Origin of the sequence: Streptomyces sp. NPDC018833, assembly GCF_044390825.1 — a bacterium.
Lineage (GTDB): Bacteria > Actinomycetota > Actinomycetes > Streptomycetales > Streptomycetaceae > Streptomyces.
Genome location: NZ_JBIRZM010000010.1, coordinates 92,386 through 109,765 on the forward strand (window position 1 = coordinate 92,386; position 17,380 = coordinate 109,765).

General features: G+C 71.6%; 12 protein-coding genes and 3 pseudogenes. 3 read left to right on the plus strand and 12 right to left on the minus strand.

The features are described 5' to 3' along the window. Positions 1–24: 24 nt before the first annotated feature. The gene (locus ACH5AF_RS20945) at positions 25–792 is read right to left on the minus strand and encodes an IclR family transcriptional regulator (RefSeq protein WP_398903123.1); all 768 of its coding nucleotides are present in this window, start codon (positions 790–792) and stop codon (positions 25–27) included. Positions 793–933: 141 nt separating this feature from the next. Between ACH5AF_RS20945 and ACH5AF_RS20950 the strand changes: the two genes are divergently transcribed. After that, positions 934–1,362, plus strand: coding sequence for an ATP-binding protein (locus ACH5AF_RS20950; RefSeq protein ID WP_398903124.1), 429 nt, complete (start codon positions 934–936; stop codon positions 1,360–1,362). 81 nt (positions 1,363–1,443) lie between these two features. Here ACH5AF_RS20950 and ACH5AF_RS20955 read toward each other — a convergent pair whose 3' ends face one another. The 7 genes and pseudogenes from ACH5AF_RS20955 to ACH5AF_RS20985 all read right to left on the minus strand — a co-directional run. Continuing rightward, positions 1,444–3,468 carry a VWA domain-containing protein gene (locus ACH5AF_RS20955; RefSeq protein ID WP_398903125.1) on the minus strand — a complete coding sequence of 675 codons (2,025 nt, stop codon included), beginning with the start codon at positions 3,466–3,468 and terminating at the stop codon, positions 1,444–1,446. Positions 3,469–4,184: 716 nt separating this feature from the next. Continuing rightward, positions 4,185–4,823, minus strand: coding sequence for a protein-L-isoaspartate(D-aspartate) O-methyltransferase (locus tag ACH5AF_RS20960; RefSeq protein ID WP_398903126.1), 639 nt, complete (start codon positions 4,821–4,823; stop codon positions 4,185–4,187). Between the two features lie 710 nt (positions 4,824–5,533). Then, positions 5,534–6,487 (minus strand): alpha/beta hydrolase, encoded by a 954-nt coding sequence (locus tag ACH5AF_RS20965; protein ID WP_398903127.1) that lies wholly within the window; start codon positions 6,485–6,487, stop codon positions 5,534–5,536. 44 nt (positions 6,488–6,531) lie between these two features. Next, positions 6,532–6,720: a hypothetical protein gene (locus ACH5AF_RS20970; protein WP_398903128.1), complete on the minus strand. Its 189-nt coding sequence runs from the start codon at positions 6,718–6,720 to the stop codon at positions 6,532–6,534. A 798-nt stretch (positions 6,721–7,518) separates the two neighbouring features. After that, positions 7,519–8,970: a hypothetical protein gene (locus ACH5AF_RS20975; RefSeq protein ID WP_398903129.1), complete on the minus strand. Its 1,452-nt coding sequence runs from the start codon at positions 8,968–8,970 to the stop codon at positions 7,519–7,521. Positions 8,971–9,232: 262 nt separating this feature from the next. Continuing rightward, positions 9,233–9,559 carry a hypothetical protein gene (locus ACH5AF_RS20980; RefSeq protein ID WP_398903130.1) on the minus strand — a complete coding sequence of 109 codons (327 nt, stop codon included), beginning with the start codon at positions 9,557–9,559 and terminating at the stop codon, positions 9,233–9,235. A 126-nt stretch (positions 9,560–9,685) separates the two neighbouring features. Next, positions 9,686–10,318: pseudogene (locus ACH5AF_RS20985) on the minus strand (GlxA family transcriptional regulator); the annotation flags it as partial. Between ACH5AF_RS20985 and ACH5AF_RS20990 the strand changes: the two are divergent. Then, a pseudogene (locus tag ACH5AF_RS20990) lies at positions 10,318–10,626 on the plus strand (zinc-binding dehydrogenase); the annotation flags it as partial. The pseudogenes ACH5AF_RS20985 and ACH5AF_RS20990 sit on opposite strands and share 1 nt — an antisense overlap. A 201-nt stretch (positions 10,627–10,827) precedes the next feature. After that, positions 10,828–11,940 carry an AI-2E family transporter gene (locus ACH5AF_RS20995; RefSeq protein WP_398903131.1) on the plus strand — a complete coding sequence of 371 codons (1,113 nt, stop codon included), beginning with the start codon at positions 10,828–10,830 and terminating at the stop codon, positions 11,938–11,940. Positions 11,941–11,946: 6 nt separating this feature from the next. Here ACH5AF_RS20995 and ACH5AF_RS21000 read toward each other — a convergent pair whose 3' ends face one another. From ACH5AF_RS21000 to ACH5AF_RS21015, 4 genes and pseudogenes are all read right to left on the minus strand, one after another. Next, positions 11,947–12,837, minus strand: a complete 891-nt coding sequence (locus tag ACH5AF_RS21000) for a DMT family transporter (RefSeq protein ID WP_398903282.1) — start codon at positions 12,835–12,837, stop codon at positions 11,947–11,949. Between the two features lie 748 nt (positions 12,838–13,585). Next, positions 13,586–14,998 carry an FAD-dependent oxidoreductase gene (locus ACH5AF_RS21005; RefSeq protein ID WP_398903132.1) on the minus strand — a complete coding sequence of 471 codons (1,413 nt, stop codon included), beginning with the start codon at positions 14,996–14,998 and terminating at the stop codon, positions 13,586–13,588. 33 nt (positions 14,999–15,031) lie between these two features. After that, positions 15,032–16,204, minus strand: a complete 1,173-nt coding sequence (locus tag ACH5AF_RS21010; RefSeq protein WP_398903133.1) for a polysaccharide pyruvyl transferase family protein — start codon at positions 16,202–16,204, stop codon at positions 15,032–15,034. Positions 16,205–16,590: 386 nt separating this feature from the next. Then, positions 16,591–17,280 (minus strand): annotated as a pseudogene (locus tag ACH5AF_RS21015) (alpha/beta fold hydrolase); the annotation flags it as partial. Positions 17,281–17,380: the final 100 nt, after the last annotated feature.

Sequence of the window (17,380 nt, forward strand, 5' to 3'; positions counted from 1 at the left end):
GATGTGTCGCGGAGCCGCGGGTGCCTACCAGCGGCCCGCGCCCAGGTCTCTGGAGATCGCCCGTGCGGCCTCCCGGAGCAAGGTGATCAGGGCGGCTTGGGGCCGTCCTCCCGTGTCGCAGATCCGCTCGACCGGGCCGGATACGCCGAGCGCGCCCACGACGAGGCCGCCGTGCCCCCGGATCGGTGTAGCGATTCCGGCGTCACCCATGCTCATTTCCTGCACCTCGGAGCCCCAGCCGAGCTCTCGGATCTCGCCGAGCGCCCGGTTGAGGTCCTCGGGGAGCACCAGGGTGTGCCGGGTGTAGGCCTCCAGCCCGGCCTTCAGCAACGGCTCGACGGGCGCGGCCCCGAAGGCCAGCAGGACCTTGCCGAGCGAGGAGGCGTGAAGCGGCAGCAGCGCACCCACGTCCAGGGTCTGGAGGGTGTCGTCCGGCCGGAAGACGTGGTGGACGATGAGCACCTTCCCCTCCAGGGGTGTGCCCAGGCGAACGGCCTCACCGCTGCGGGCGGCCAGGGCGTCGGCCCAGTTGATGGAGCGCGACCGCAGCTCGTTGACGTCGAGGTAGCTGGTACCGAGATGGAGCAGAGCCGCTCCGAGCTGGTATTTCCCGGTGGCCGCGTCCTGCTCCACGAAGTCCACGTGCTGCAGGGTGCGCAGAATGCCATGGGCGGTGCCTTTGGCCAGTCCGAGCGACGACGCCACCTCGCCCAGGCCCAGCCTGCGGGGGCCGGTGGCGAGCAGACGCAGGATCGCCGCCGCCCGTTCTATGGACTGGACCGGGCCGACCATAAAACGATCCTAGTCCCTTCGGCTCAAGACCTCCGTTCGGCAATGCCGACCGCCGTTCATTGACCCGCCACTGCTCCGTCCTTAGCGTTTCACATCACGCCCGGCCCACCGGCCGGCAGCGCTCCCGGAAGAGGAGGGGCCATGACAGTGGCGCAGCTGAGCGCGGAGCTTCCCGAAGACGTCACGTACGTCTTTCCGCTGCCACACGCCCCCAGGGCCGCCTCGGTCGTGCGTCGGCGCGTGCGCGCGGTCCTCTCCGACTGGCGCCTGTCCGCGGACATCGCCGAGGACGTGCTTCTGCTGGCCTCGGAGCTGCTCACCAATGCGATCACCCATGCCCTGCCCCCGGCGACGCTGCGGCTGTCGCGGGTCCTGGTGGACGGGCTCGAAGCCGTACACGTCGAGGTGACGGACGCGGGACCCGCGGCTCCGGCCGACCCACCGCCTCCCGGACTCGACCCGGACGAGCACGGCCGAGGCATCGAAATCGTCATGGCGCTGGCGGCCAGGTATGGCGTGCGAGAGCGTGCCGACGGGACCAGCTGGTGGGCAGACGTGGTCGTGAGCTGAGATGGCGAAGAGACGACAGGCTCTGCCGGAGACGGCCGTGCCCGGCCGGCGCTGGGTGAGCCGCCGGCCGGACGTGGGGCGTCAGCCCTTGTGGATCACGATCGCCCCGCCCTCGATGGCGGTCGTCGCGTCGGCGTCGGGCGCCGAGCCGATCTGGTTGTCGTAGACGAGGGTGTCGTCCGCGGTCTTCCACACCCTCATCCGGAACGTGTCCGGTGTGCCATCGGTTGCGGTGAGCATGAATGAGTACCCGGCGAGGCCGTTGACCGTGCCCGTGCCCTTGTAGATGGCCTTGTCACCCGCGACGACCAGCCACTGGTAATCGGCGGAGTGGAAGTTGAGGCTCCCGGCCTTGAACTGGAACTCCGTGCTACCGGTGGGTTCGGTGGCCCCCTTCTTGTACTTCGACACGAAGCCGAAGTTCGCGCGCCCGGTGGCCGCTGGGTCGGCCGGGTAGGCACCGGCCGGCGAGTTGATCCAGCCGCCGCCGGTCACGAAGCCGCCGTCGGGGTCGTACACGACGACGAAGCCGCAGTGCTGGGTGTCGGACCCGCCGTCGTCGTCCGTGACGGTGACGGCGATGTCGTAGATACCCGCGGCCGCGTACTGATGCGTGCTGCCCACAGGGGAGTTCACGCCGGGCACATCGGTGGTGGTGCCGTCGCCCCAGGCGACCGACATCGTGTGGGTGTCGAGGGTGCCCGGATCGGTGAACGTACCGGCGAAGGAGACGTCCGTGTCGACCGCGTGGGGGTCGACCGGGCAGGTGGTCAGGGTGAGGTCCGGGGCGACGTTCTTGACCGCCACGGTCGTGGAGTCGTCGCCGGTGAGGCCGTTGTCGTCCGTCACGGTGAGCGTAACGGCGTCGCTGCCGTCGTCGAGACCGTTGTACGTGGCCACCGCCGCGCCGGCGTCCGCCAGTGTGCCGATGCCGGCATCGGCACCGCTCCAGGCGTACGAGACGACGGTGCCGTCCGGGTCGTGGCTGGCGGAGCCGTCGAGCGTGACCGCGGAGCCCTCGTCGACGGTCTTGTCGGGCCCGGCGTCGGCGACGGGCGGCAGGCAGTTGACAGTGACGACGACCTTCGGGAAGGTCACGGAGGCGTTCTGGTCGTCGTCGTAGACGACGGACTTGTTCACGTCCAGCGGCCCACACGGGGCGCCGCGGTGCTTCACCTGGTAGGTGATCTCCAGGTCCTCGTCCCCGAGATCGGCCCGGGACCAGGTGAATCCCGCCGCGGTGACGTTGTTCACGGCCGATCCGGCGAGGTTCGCGGTCACGGTGCCGGCCACGAGCTCCCAGGGCGAGTCCAGCGTGACGACGATCGACGGGTGAGTGGCGCCGGGCACCACGACCGCCTCGACGATCTTCTTCAGGAGGGTGTCGAGGCCGCCGAAGTCACCGACCGAGAAGGTGTTGTCGGCGCCGGGGCCGCTGGCGATGACCTCCAAGGTGGCCTGCTGGACCCCTCCACCGACGCCCACGGCGAAGACGTTGGCCTTGGCCTGCAGGGCGGCGGCCTCGGCGGCGGTGTTGCCGCTGGTCGCCTCGCCGTCGGTGATGACGACGACCAGCTGGTTGCGGGCGGGGTCGTCGGCCCCCAGGACGGCGTTCGCCTCGGCCAGGCCGCAGGCGATGCACGTGCCGGTGTCCTGCTTGGGGTTGGTGTCGATGGCGTTCAGGACGGCGTCCTTGTCGCCGCTGAGCGCGCTGACGGGCGGCGCTGCGGAATCGGCGAAGCCGACGACGCCGACCCTGCCGCCGTGGGTGAACAGGCCGTGGGCCGCCACGCCGTTGACCACGCTCTTGGCGAAGTCCTTCAGCTGGCCCCACTCGGTGGCGTCGATGCTGCCGGACTCGTCGAGTACGAGCACGAGGTCGGTCGGTGTCGACTGGGTGCTGGACTCGCCGTCGAGTCTGAGCGTCACGGTGGAGGTGCCGTACCGAGCGACGGCCGTGGGACTGGCCGAGGCATCGGGCACGGGCGCCGCCGTGGCGCTGGGCGCCAAGGCCACCATGCCGGCCAGGGCGAGTGCCAGGACGGCGAGTCCCGTCAGGAAAGCCCGTACGGGCATGGGCATGCGCATGTGCAATAACGCGTGCATGTGATTCCCCCCTAGGAATCACGGCGGGACAGGCACGCCGATGTGCCCGACTCCGCCGTAGTCCGCACGGACTGTGCCGATTCGAGTTCGGCGCGTCAAGAGATCGCGCAGATCGGACATGTGTACGCGTCTCTGGCCTCGCAGGACTGTCGGTGCCGGATGGATGGTCCTTCGCGCCATCGACGCAGGTTGCGCCGTTGGAGGCGCCGAGCGAGCCGGAGCGCGCGCCGGGGGTGCCTTCCGTGCCGGCTCACGTAAACCCCACCCTCGGAGGGCTGGGCTTCCCGACCGGTCGGGTGCGTGCCCCACGAGGCACGAGCTGGTGCTCCTGTGCGAGGACGGGGACGGGGACGGGGACGGAGACGGAGACGGAGACGCACCGGGGACGACGTTCCAGTACCGGCTGGTGGCGGGCAGGGATCCGGGGACCACCGGTGGCAGAGGGCCAGAAGCCCCATACAGGCCAGCCGTGGCCCAACGGCTTCGGGCGCTCGGGCAGGGGCGGCCCGATGCCGCCACCGGGGCACGGGCCGCGCCGCTGCTTCTTCCGCCTGTGCGCCCTGTCCGAGCCGCTGCCGCTGGCGCTGCCTCTGCCCCTGCCTCTGCCTCTGCCTCTGCCTCGGCACGACGTCCGGGCGCCGCGGAAGTGCACCGCGCCCCGAAGGGCAGCTGGCCGGCCTCCGGTACCTGATCGGCACCTGTCAGCACTGAGCGCGTCAACGCTGGTCGTAGCCGTGGGCGCCATACAAACGGACGAACCGGGCTGCGGTGACCGTCCTGAGGTGCACCACGCCGCGTGCCCTCCGCTGGTACAGCTCGACGCGCTCCTGCCCGCCCTGCCCGATCGGCTGGACGAGCCGGCCACCGGTACGGAGCTGGTCCACCAGTGGCTCCGGCACCTGCGGGAAGGCCGCGCAGACGATGACGGCGTCGTACGGGGCACGGCTCGGAATCCCGAGCGTCCCGTCGCCGAGCAAGACCTCGGCATTGCCGACGCCCTGTCCTGCCAGCCGCAGGCGGGCCTCGTCCACCAGATCGGGCCAGCGCTCGACGCTGACGACGTACGCGGCCAAGCGGGCCAGCAACGCGGTCTGCCAGCCGTATCCGGTCCCGACCTCCAGGACCTGCTCGTCTCCGGTGAGGCCCAGCGCGGCGACCATCATGGCGATCAGCGAGGGCTGGGTGGTCACCTGGCCGTGGGGGAGCGAAACGGGCGTGTCCCAGTACGCGGATGCCACCTCGCCCGTGGGGACGAACTCCGCGCGGGGGATGCTCCGGATGGCCTCAAGGAGACGGTCGTCCCTCACGCCCACGGCGCGGGCCGCGCGGACCAGGTCCTCGGGGGATCCCTTCATGGGCCATCTGACCGCGGAGCCGTGGCAATGGCCGTAGCGGTGGCGGTGGCGGTCCCGGTCCCGGTCGTGGTGCGTTCCAGTCTGACCACGGTCCCCTTCGACGTCGGCATGTTGCCGAACTCTGGCGTACTGCCCAGCGGCACCACGACATTGTCTCCGGCAGTGGGCAGCCGCGCAGCCGGGTGCGGTCGGGCAGGCGACCAGTCGCGAGTCCTCCACGCGGCGCTCCGCGCCGTCCGTCAAGACACTCAGGAGTCCACCCTGCGGCACAACCCGCAGGTGGGCCCTCCTGCGTCCGCCTGCGTCCGCCTGCGTCAGCCCACCGCCCTGCCCGCTGTTCGGAAACCCAGGAACCCGTGGTCGACGGTCGGCCGGTCGGAGGTTTCGCCGGATGGCGGGTCCAGTTCGTAGTTCAGGCCGCCCCGGATGACGTGCAGGTGCGAGTCATACAGCCGGGGCCACCCGGCGGCCCGGTGCATCCACGATCCTGGTCGCCGGGCCTACGAGCTGGGCGATGTCGTGGTCGTCACCGAGGGCCACAACCCGGCCGCCGTTGGATCGCGACGGCGCGGGCCTCGGGGCGGCCGGGGTCGCCGGGGTCGCCGGTGGACACCCTCGCGGTGCGGACGAGGAGATCAGTCGGCGGGTGCTCCGGTGCCGGGCTGGGAAGACGCCGGCCACGGGCATGGCCGGCGCACCGTTGGTCCCCGTCAGGCCAGGGCCTTGCGCAGGATGCCGGCGGCGAGACCGATGGCGAGCTCCGCGGCGTGCGTCTCGCGCAGCGCGTTCAGCATGACGAAGTCATGGATGATCCCCTGCACGCGCAGGGCGGTGACGGGGACTCCGGCGGCGCGCAGCTTGTCGGCGTACGCCTCACCCTCGTCGCGCAGGACGTCGGCCTCGGCAGTGATGACCAGGGCGGGCGGCAGTCCGGCGAGCTGGTCGAGGGAGGCGCGCAGCGGGGATGCGGTGATCTGGGCACGCTCGGCCTCGTCGGTCGTGTACTGGTTCCAGAACCACTGCATGGCCTCGCGGCGCAGAAAGTAGCCGGTGGCGAACTGGTGGTAGGAGCCGGTGTCGAAGGCTGCGTCGGTGACCGGGTAGAAGAGGACCTGGTGGACGATGCGGAGGTCGTCGCGCTGCTTCGCCATGAAGGTGAGGGCGGCAGCCATGTTCCCGCCGACCGAGTCGCCCGCGACGGCGATCCGTGTGCCGTCGAGCTCCTTGTGGTGTCCTGCGCGGGCGATCCACTGGGCGACGCTGTAGCTCTGCTCGATGGCGACGGGGTAGCGGGCTTCGGGCGAGAGTTCGTACTCGGGGAAGACCACGGCCGCCCCGGCGCGGACGGCGAGTTCGCGGACCAGCCGGTCGTGGGTGTGGGCGTTGCCGAAGACCCAGCCCGCGCCGTGGATGTAGAGGATGACGGGGAGCGGGCCTGTGAGGCCGCGAGTGCGGACGATCCTGGCGCGGACGTCCCCGGTGGGACCGCCGTGGACGGTGACCCAGTCCTCGTCGACGTCGGGCAGGGTGACGCCTTCACCGCTCTGGACGTCGTCCACGGCCTTGCGGCCGTCCGCGACGGGGATCTCGTAGAGGAACGGCGGCCGGGCGGTGGCATCGGCGAAGGCCTGGGCGGCCGGCTCGAGTGTCGGCTGGTTCGACATGGCGGGGCTCTCCTTCGGAGGACGTACGGGGTGGTTGCGCGCGCTCAGCAGGTACCGCGGACAACGTCCAGGATGACGTCGGTGACCACTGCCGGGCGGGATGCGGCCACGGCGTGTGACGCGTTCACCTCGGTGGTGTGAGAGCCGGCGCGCCGCGCCATCCACCGCTCGGCGGCCGGCGGGATGTTCTGTCGGCGGTGGCCATCAGCGCCCAGGACGGGATCGTCCTCCACGCCGCCGCCTGCGGCCTGCTCCTCCAGGGCCGCGGTGGGGACGGCGCGCCGGGTCGCGGCCGGGATCCGGGCTTCCCTCGGCGGGGACGTCGGCGGCGAACTGGCGGTGGTATATGGCCTGTTCGGTGACGAGCTCGGTTTCGGTGCCCTCGCCGGGCAGCGGGTACCGAAGCTGGTTGACCGTCTCGCCGAGGGTGGAGCGGGGAAACTCGCCGGCAGGCTCCGCTGCGCGCTCGCCCTTGTCCGTGGTGAAACGCGGCGATGTGGACGAGTGCCTTCACCCGGCTGTTGCCGCGGCGGCACTGCTGATGACGGCACCGCCGCAGGAGTGGCCGACCGGGACGACGGGCCCTCGATGGTGGCGAGGACACCGCGGAGGTAGGCGGTGTCGCCGGACAGGCCGCGCTTGCCCGTGCCGCGGGCGCCGAGCCCCGAGCCCCGAGCCCCGAGCACGATTCGCCGTGCCGGGCGGGTCGCACCTGCCTGACGCCCCGCCAAGTCATCACGGCGCCCTGCGGCTTGTCTCCGGAGCGGCACCGGGCTCCGGTCACCGGATGAGTGACACGGAAGCACTCAACCGCTGCGCCGTCGACTCGGTGAACCTGCGGGCCCCGGGCCCTGCTCAGCAAGACCCGGAACGGCAAGAAGGAGGCCGACGGCGCGGAGAACGAGGTCGAGGGTCAACGCCCGTGTGTGCGCCCGCTGACGGGTGACGCCCCGCCTCCCCGGGACCGCCCCCGGCCGCTCATGCGGCGGGAACTTTTCGTTCGTCCGGCCGTCGGCGACCGGCCCGTGCGGTCAGGTGGACTGCTTCAACCGGCCGCTCGCGAGGGGCCATTCGCGGTGAAGGCTGCCCAGGGGGATGCGCTTCCTGAAGACGGGCGTGCCGAATACCGAAAGCTGGAGCTGGAGGTTGCCGCTCAGGTCGAAGCCGCCGTGGAGGGCCCAGGCGCCGTTCAGGTCCGCGGTGCCGTCCGTGGCGGCTGAGGCCCGGACCTCACCCTCGGCACGCAGGTACGGGGCGAAGTCGGCGGTGAGACCGGCCATGCCGTACAGGCCGACGGACGCCTCGGCCCCCAGGGCGGTCTTCGCCCGGCCGACTGCCGTGACCGTGGCCGTCACGGGAGTGCTCGTCAGGTCGGAGGTGCTGACCGGGGTCCAGCCCTTGCCAGGCGTGTAACCGCCGCCGACGCGGAAGTCGCCCTTGACGTCCTGCCGCACGTCGAGGGTGACGCGGCCGTCGGCCTCGACCTGGAGGTAGACGGTGAGGTCGAGGTTGACGACGACGGGCACGGGGCCGACCTGGATCACGGGGTCGGCGTGCAGCTTGGCGAAGGCGATGCGCTGGGAGGTCTGGGCGGCCGCGCGGCCCTTCAGCGCCCACTGGGCGGCCCAGTCGCCGGACATGCCGAGGAACGCTGAACCGGGTCCAGGCTTGCCTGCCTGTCCGTGGGCGCTGCCGTCGTAGGAGAACTCCACCTCGGGCGCCAGCTGGACGAAGCCGGAGAGGGAGGCGGCGGCCGAGACGGGCGCGTCCTCGGCGGTGGCGAGCGAGGTGCCGACGTCGAGGCGGAGCCGGCCGACTGGCACCTTCGCGCCGTTGGGGCCGAAGCGGACGCCGTCGGGCTTGGCCCAGGACAACTTCACGCCCTTCACCAAGGGCTCGACCTCGACCGTGGCCGGGTCCACGGGTATCCGGCCGTCGGCCTTGTCGTCGGCGAGGAGTGCGCTGAGCGTCGCGGGTTCGGTGGCGACCTCGGTGCCCTTGTCCGTGGTGCGCACCACCTTCGTCACCTCGACGAGGAGGCCCTTGGGGGCGCCGGGCGCGGGGGCGCTGGCGATGACGTCGCCCGTCCTGACCGGGGCTTCGGCGCCGGGCTCGGCCGATCGCCCGGATGTCGGGGGCGGGGTCGGGGTCGCGGTCGCGGTCGGTGAGGCGTCAGGCGGGGTGGCGATGACCGCGTGCCGAGTCCGCTGATCGTAGTCCGCGACCTTGAACGTGCTCTGGCGGGTGCCGGTGCCGCCTTTGGTCGCCGGTGCCACGGCAGTTGGCGTGTCCTGCGGTGCCGGTGTGACGTCGAGCCGTTCGCTTCCCTCGCCCACAGCGGCGGGGTTCGCCGCCGGGGTGGCGGCGGATGTCACTCCGGGGGTGCCGGCGGCGGTACTGCCGGGTGTGGTGGAGCATCCGCTCACCGCCAGGGTGAGGCAGATCAGCGTGGGGACCAGGAGTCTCCTGGTGGGAGTGCGCACGGGGGTGTCCTCCGGCGATGAGCGATGTGCGTGAGGGGGGTGGCAGCTGTCACGGCATGCCCTACTTGCCGGTAACAGCAGTTGGATCATGCCATGACGGCAGGCGAGCGCAGGACATGCCCCCATTCCTGCCCGGGAGTTGGCCGGTCTGCCGACACGATTGGCGAGTTGCCGACCGCTCCGGCTCCGCCCAGCTGGGACATCGCGGCGGCCCGGGGCTGAACCTGCCGGACCCGACATCCTGTGCCCCACGCGGTCGGGTTCAGCGAGCGCACGGCCCGCACACCAGCAGTCCGGCGCGCAGTGCCTGGGGCGCGGTCTCCAGGAGCCGTTCGCCGTCAGGGACGGCCTCCAAGGCCGGTGGCCAGGGCGATGCGGATGTCGGCGGCCTCGGCCGGCTCCACACCGTCCGGTGTGCCCGCCTCCTGGCAGAGGCAGTGGAGTCGAGGGCCTCTTCGAGCCGGTCGCTGACCATCGTCAGGCCAGCCTTCTTGAGGATCTCGACCGCGAGCGGGGCGGAGGGGGACGGGTTGTGACCAGTGACCAGATTGCGGTCGGCGACCACGTTCGGCGCCCACGGCTCGCCCACCCGGACCTGGACGCCGGCCGCGAGGAGGCGGTTCTCGGGGAGCCACTTCGCCTTGTCGGCGAAACCGGCCTGGCTCTCCTCGGCGTTGGTGAAGCGGCCACCTGGTAGCCGGCGAACGCGTACGGGTCAGATACTCGACGACGGCACGCCCCGGAAGGTGCGCCGGTAGGCGAGCGGTGACACGCCGATGGCGGCATGCAGGTGCTGCCGCAGCGAGGTGCCGGTGGCGAAGCCGACCTGCCCCGCGATCTCGTCCACTGCCAGGTCGGTGGATTCGAGGAGGTGCCGTGCCCGGGCGACGCGCTGCTGGATGAGCCACCGGCCCGGGCTCATACCGACCTCTTCGCCGAAGCGGCAGGCGAAGGTGCGCAGGCTCATGTTGGCGTGATCGGCGAGCTCGGCCAGGGTCAGCGGCTCATGGAGGTTTTCGAGCGCCCAATGGCGGGTGGCGGCCGTTCCGTTCGCCGAGGTCTCCGGTACCGGCTGCTCGATGTACTGCGCCTGCCCTCCGTCCCGCCACGGCGGGACAACACAGGCGCGGGCCACCCGGTTGGCGACCTCGCTGCCGTGGTCCTTGTGTACGAGGTGCAGGCAGACGTCGACTCCTGATGCGGCGCCGGCCGAGGTCAGCACGTCGCCGTCGTCGATGAACAGGACGTCCGGATCCAGTGCCACGTGCGGGAACCAGTCGCGGAAGACGTCCGCGAGTGCCCAGTGCGTGGTGGCCGGCCGGCCGTCGAGCAGCCCGGCGGCCGCGAGGCGACACCCGCGCCCGCTCCCTCGACGTCCTGCGCCCCGGCGGCACCCTCGTCTCGCTCCTGCCGGGAACCGACCCGGGCGAAGCGGAGCAGGCAGCCGAGCGGGGCATCCGCGTCGAGACGCTCCTCGTCGAGGCCGACCATGCCGGGATGAGCGCGATCGCCGACCTCGTCGAAGCGGGCGCCCTGCGCGCGCGCATCGAGGCCGTCTTCCCTCTTGCCGAGGCCGCCAAGGCCCACACCCTCGGCGAGACCGACCGCACCACCGGCAAGATCGTGCTGGTCGTGGAGCAGGCCGAAAAGGCGTAGGAGGAGCCTCGCCACGAACTGCTCACGGTGAGGGAGTACGGGCACCGCACCTTCCCGCGTCCCATGAGAGGTACCTGTGCGGCCTGCTCCGGCTGACCGCTCGACCCGCCTGGCCACGTGGCGGCCCGATCCCGCGTACCTTCGGGCGAACAATGCACCGAACGCGTGGTCTGCGGCGCGTCCGGTGGTACGCGCATGTGCATGCCCCCCAGGTCGCCGGACCGGCATGAGCGCCCTTCGGGTGCGCCGTCCACCGCAGAGGGACCGCGGGTGCCGGACTCGCTGCGGACGGCCGCCGCGTACGCCTGGCGGTTCCTCGTGGTGGCCGCTGCCGTCTACGGCGTCTTCGCGCTGCTGGGGCGGTTCCACGAGATCGCGGTGGCCGTATTCCTGGGACTGGTCGTCACCGCCGTGCTCCGGCCGGTGGCCGATCTGGCCGCACGCTTCCTGCCTCGTCCGCTCGCCGTCGCCGGGTCGCTGCTGTGCAGCATCGGGCTCGTGCTGGGTGTGTTCGTCCTGGTCGGCGAGGTGGTCGCGGGCGAGCGGACCACACTGGTACGGGAGTTCCGCATCGGCATCGAGAGGATTGAGAACTGGCTGGAGCAGCCCCCGTTCCGCATCGCCCCGGAGGCCCTCACCGACATCCAGTCCCGCATCGGCCAATTGCTGTCCAGCCACCGGTCCACCGTCGTCAGTGAGGCGCTGAGCGGCGCCGGGCGGCTGGTCGAGGTGCTGACCGTGCTGGCCCTCGCGCTGTTCTGTTCGGTCTTCTTCGTCCACTCCGGCGACCGCCAGTGGGGCTGGTTCTGCGGACAGTTGCCGCCCGCGACCCGGGAGCGCGTGACGGTCGCCGGCCGGGCCGCCTGGCGGACGTTCACCGGATACACGCACGGCATTCTCCTGGTGGCGGCCACCAACGCGATCCTGGTGGGCATCGCCCTCTTCGCCATCGGCGTGCCCCTCGCGCTGCCGCTTGCCCTGCTGGAGTTCTTCGCCGCGTTCATCCCTCTCGTCGGTTCGCCCATCGCGCTCGCCGTGGCCGCGGTGGTTGCGCTCGCGTCCGAGGGACCGCTGATCGCGGCCGTGGTCGTCGCCCTGATCGTCGTCATCGGGCAGATCGAGGGTCAGCTGCTGCACCCGATCGTGATGAGCTGGGCCGTCCGGCTGCATCCCGTGGTCGTCGCGCTGTCGGTGGTCGGCGGAGCGGTCGCCGCGGGTGTGGTGGGCGCGGTCACCGCGGTGCCGCTGGTGGCCGTGGTGTGGTCGGTCCGTCAGGCACTCCGCACGGCGCTCCCCTCCGGCCAGGACGGCTGACCGGGCTCAGGGCACGGTGGCCTCTTGCTCCTCGGAGGCGGCAAGGGACCGGGCCAGCGGCATCCTGGCCAGGGTGAGGACACCGGCCACCACCAACGCCACCCCTAGCGCCTCCGGGAGCAGCCACCAGCCGGTGCGGACGTGTTCCTCGAAGAGGAGGATGCCGAGGCACAGGCTCACGGCCGCGTCGCCGAGGGTGAGCGCGGGCTGGGAAGCGACCAGCGGGCCCGCCTGCATCGCGTTCTCCAGCAGGAAGAGCGCCGCCACACCGGTCGCCGCGAAGGCGTAGGTCTGCCAGGCCGTGAGGAAGGCGCCGAGGCCATGGTCGTCCAGGATGTGCACCGCCTCCTTCATCAGGGCCGCGGTGACGGCGTAACTGATCGCGGTGGCCGTGCCGAGGCAGGCTGCGCGGGCCCGGCCCTCCGGGCGGCGCAGGGCAGCGGCGGCGAGCGCGACGACCACCGCAGCGCACACCGCGAGGGTGACGATCCAGCGGTCCGCCGGCACATCGGTACGGTTGCCCGAAGGCGACGCGGCGGCCAGAGCAATGCCGAGGCCCACCACGACACCGGCCACGGCCACCCACCCGGTGCGCGGCAGGCTCCCGTGCAGCAGCAGCGTCGCCAGGATGAGGGCGAGCGGCAGTTCGAGGACGAAGAGCGGCTGAACGATCGTCAGCGGCCCGGTTCCGAGAGCCACCGCCTGGCAGACGCCGGCGATGACGACGGCGAGCATGCCGGCCAGCCAGACGGGCTGGCGCAGCAGATCGAGCATCAGACCGGCGCGGAAGCCTTCCGAGCGCGGGACGACAAGAGCCGCTTTGCGCTGGAGCACGGTGGCGAAGGCGTTGCTGAGCGCCGCGCAGATCGCGAAGAGCACCGGCAGCAGGGTGTGCACGTGGTCGGCCTCCGGCAGTCGACGGGTGGTCGGGCGGCGGTGGCCGCGGAACGCCGTCGGTGCCGCGGTCCGGACCGGCCGGCCTCCTGCCATGATGCCCACGGGCACGCCGCGCTCGCGATCCGAACGGGCCGCGGCGCCCCGTGGCCCGAGGTCGGGTGCACCGGCCGGTGAGCGGGTCAACGGTCGGTTGCGAGTGGCCCACCGGTGCGGCCGCCTGCCCCGACTCACCCGGCTCCGAAGAGGCTCACCCGGCTCCGAAGAGGCCAGGAGCCGATGACGGCCCGGCCGAGGTGCTGTTCTCGGGGGCACCGACGAGGCGCCTTCCGTGGCCGCGGTCGGACCGCGCCGCATCCCCTGCTCGCCGCGCCGTCGCACAAGATCTTCCTCGGCCGGCTGCTCGGCCGTGCCAAGAACGAGCGCGGCCCGGCCACAGTCGCAGCCTGCGCCCTCGCGGTCAGTCGAGGCGCCCGCCTCGTACGCGTCCACGACGCCGCCCCCGTCCGGGACGCGGTCGACCTGGCCGTCGCCCTGGAGAACACCACTGCCACGTTACCGGCTGGGACTCCGCCGCCGCCGGAGCGCCGAGGGGTCGCGATACGACGGATGAACGACGGTCCTCCGTCAGCGGGCATGTTCTTCGACGGGTCTGCCTCGCCGCGAGCGGGTCACAGGCACACAGGCACAGGCACAGGCCGTGGCTCAGCAGTACGTGGGCGACGACACGGTTCCCGGTGCCGCCCGGGCGTCACTGGAGTCTTGCCCCCTGCGAGCGGAGCTCTTCCTGGACCGCTTTCGCCGGGATGTCCTGGGGGCGTTGGCCATGGGCTGCGGCGAGGGCAGCGCAGACGCCCGCCGCCTGACCGGTGGCCATCGAAATCGGCATGACACGGTAGGACGAGTGGGCCACGTGGTCGCCCGATATGCAGCGGCCTGCGACGAGGACCCGTTCCACGCCACGGGGGAAGAGGCAGCGCAGGGGGATGTCGTAGGACTCGCCGCGCGGTACTCGTTTGAGCGTCGTGCCGCGACCGCTCGGGTTGTGGATGTCCACCGGGTAGGCGCCGCGGGCGATGACGTCGCCGAACTTGCGTGCCGTCAGCACATCCTCCCCCGTCAGCTGGTATTCGCCGACGATCCGGCGCGTCTCACGGACACCGACCTGGACGCCGCTCTGCACGACGTACGAGTCGGCGAATCCCGGCACGCGGCTGCGCAGGAAGCGTGCGATCTGAGCCATCTGGCGGTGAGCGGTGAATTCGGCGCGGGTGAGGTCCCAGACGCTGGTTCCCAGCACCTCGGTGACGCGGGTCGAGTTGACCGCCACTTCGCCGGTGTTGGGGGTGGCGAAGAACAGCACGTCCTCACGCGGCAGGTCCAGTTCGCCCGCGTCGGTGGCGGCGCGGACCAGGTCCCACAGCCCGTGCACACCCTTCCACTGATCCGGGTGGGAGCGGGCGTACGCGGCGAATTGCTCATGGTCGAAGCGGACCATGCGGAACATGAGCGACATGGGCTGCGTCCAGCCGTCCTCCGGTCGGCCGATCTCGTACTCGGCACCGGCCGCGGCGGCGATGTCGCCGTCCCCCGTGCAATCGACGATCACATCCGCATCGATGACGACCGGCCCCGACTTGGTCTCGAACACCGCCCGTACGCGGTCATCGGGCGTCTGGAGGACACCGGAGGCGAACGCGTGCAGCAGCGTGCGGACCTCGTGGATCTCCAGCATGTCGTACACGACCAGCTTGAACAGCTCCGCGTCGAAGGGCACCGTGTAGCCGGTGTCCAGCGAGGGGCGGATCGCCGCTCCGGCACGCACCAACTGGTCGAGCAGCACCCACAGCACGCCGCCGACGACCGGCTCGCCCTCCCCGTGATCGGGCGGCAGCAGCCGAGCGGAATCGCCCGCAACAGCCTGCTGGACCTCGTTGTGGAAGCTCATCAGCGGCATCACCAGCGCAGCGGTGGCGTTGCCGCCGAGGAATCCGTACCGCTCGACGAGGATCACCTGCGCGCCCGCGTTCGCGGCGCCGATGGCCGCCCCGATGCCGGCCGGCCCCCCGCCGACCACGAGTACCTGGGTCGAGCCTGCGTGCAGAGCCTGGCGCGGGGGCAGCTCCACGCTCCGCGGGACGCGGGGCGGCATCAGGTAGGACACGGTTCCTCCCGGGGGAGCGAGTGGCGTGACGGCTCAGCCGATGGGGGCCGCGGCCGTCGGCATGGCGCTGCGGACGAGGGTGCGGGGGGCGGTGCGGTCCAGGTAGGCAAGGAGCCGGTCACCGGTCTCGGCTGCCCTCAGTTTCATCGCCGCCGTCCGAGTGGCCGTGTGAGCCTCGCGGGCGGGCCGCTCGTCCCACAGGCGGTCCACTTCCGCCAGGAGCAGTCCCGCGGTCTCCCTGACCACACCGCGCAAGGCGGGTGCGCCGATCTGCTGGGCGAAGTCGAAGACCTTTCCCGCGTACGGCAGGGGCAGCAGGGGGATCCCCGCGAGCGCGGCGAAGATCAGGAAGTGCAGCCTCATGCCGATGGCGAGGTCCAGCTGTTTGACCATGTCGAGGACCTGCTGCGGGCGATAGCTGCCGCGCAGCACCGTGCAGCGATCGGCGTCGGCCATGTGCGACACCACCGCGTGCGCGTGCCGGATGTCGTCGCGTTCCATCGGGACGAAGACGACATGGGCCTCCAGCCGGTGGACGAGGAAGTCGCCGACACTGGCGAGAAGTTGGTGGTAGCCGTCCTCGTCCAGGTGCTCGGCCGCGCGGCCGGGTTCCCGCACGCTCATCCCCACCAGTCGCACCCCTTGCGGTACGGCTTCGGCCCGCAGGAGTTCGCCACCGCAGTCCCCGGGTTCGAGCAGCAGCGCCGGGTCGGCGGTGACCGTGATGGGCCGGGTCAGTCCGGCCTCTTCCAGCACCAGCTTCGACTCCTCGTCGCGGACCGTCACCTCGACGGCGTCGGAGAGCGTGGCACGGATCCACGCGCAGTCCGCCTCGTCGGTGAGCGGACCCGCGCCGACGGCATAGGTGAAGAGGGGGACGCCGAGATCCTGTGCGGTCCGGGCCAGCCGCAGATAGCGGCGCGCCTCGGTGTTGTAGAGGATCCCGCCGCCACCGAGTACGAGCACACTCAGCCGGCGCAGGTGCTCGGAGATGCCCTCCCGGCAGACGCCCTCCCAGCCGACCACCTCGATATCCGGGTGCATGGTGCGGCTGTGGTCGGGATTGCGGGAGAAGAGAACGAGCCGAGCGTCCGGGCGCCCGCCCCGAATGCGGTCCAGCATGGCGGTGAGGATCGCCTCGTCGCCCACGTTCCGTCCCCCGTAGGATCCCAGCACCCCTACGGTCACGCTGCTTCGGTCGCCCATGATCGGCCCCCTCACGAGGTTCACCGGAGATGGTCCCCATGGCTCGGGCGGAGGAAGGGTGGCCCCCACGGTTCCGGCCGTTGCCGGGGGTGCCGCCGGCCCCGAGCCGATGGGGCCCACATCTTGTCCGTACTGCTCTCTTCGCGTACTCCTCCACAGTTCACCCGACGGGGAGATTTACGCATCTCGGGGCGAAGGAATGGGCTCGGGCCTGTGCCGGGGCCCGGCTACAGGCCCGGGCGAGTGCGACCATCGCGTACGCGCCTGCCCCGACCGATGACTGTGCGCGGCAGATGACTGTGCGCGGCAGATGGCGTCAGCCACGTGCCGGAACGGCGACACCTCACCCGGGAGCTCGGACCTTGCGCCGTGCGAGTGGTGTCACGCCCTGCCGCATCGAGGAGGATCCGCGCCGGCTCACGCGGCTGGGAGAACATCGGCCAGTGGCCGGTTTCCCTCTCGACCAGACGCCACCGTTCGCCGGCCACGAGCTCGGCCACGTCGGCGCTCGGCCCAGCACCGCCCCGCGGGCAGGCGATGTACGTCCCCTCCAAGCTCGGCGACAGGGCGTGTCAGTACGGCCGGCTCGGTCGGCGTGGCGCCGGGATGCGGCGTCGAGCCACCCATGATCCGGTCGATCTGCTCATCGGTCAGACCGAGGCCGTGGTAGGCGGCGCGGTCAGGAGGCATCCAGCGGCCGCCGTTCTCGGCGATCGCCGCCTTCACGATCCTGCCGCCGTCCGGCCGGCTGGACGTGCACGACTCTCCCTGGGCCGGAACAGGGCCGTCGATGAACACCACACAGGGGAGCCGGCCGCGGATACGCCCGGCGGCGTGACCGACGGGGATGCTCGCAACTGTGTCCGACCAGAACGACGTCGTGGAGATCAAGACGTTCGACCTCCCGACGATGTCCTGGACATGGGTCTGCTGTCCCGCCGGCACGTGCCGCTTTTCCGCGAGTCCGGACAGCGTCACCGGATAAGCACCGTGGCCGGCCGCACGCGGCTCGGCACCACCTCGTCCCAAGCCCAGGATCCGATCCGCGCGCCTGCCGAGAGCACGAAGTCAGCGATGAACGAACCGTAGCGCCGTCGTCTGACGACCCATGAGGAGCCACCGAGCAGAGCCCGGTCACGGGACGGAGGCGACGGCCGCGGCCATCGGCAGCGGCCG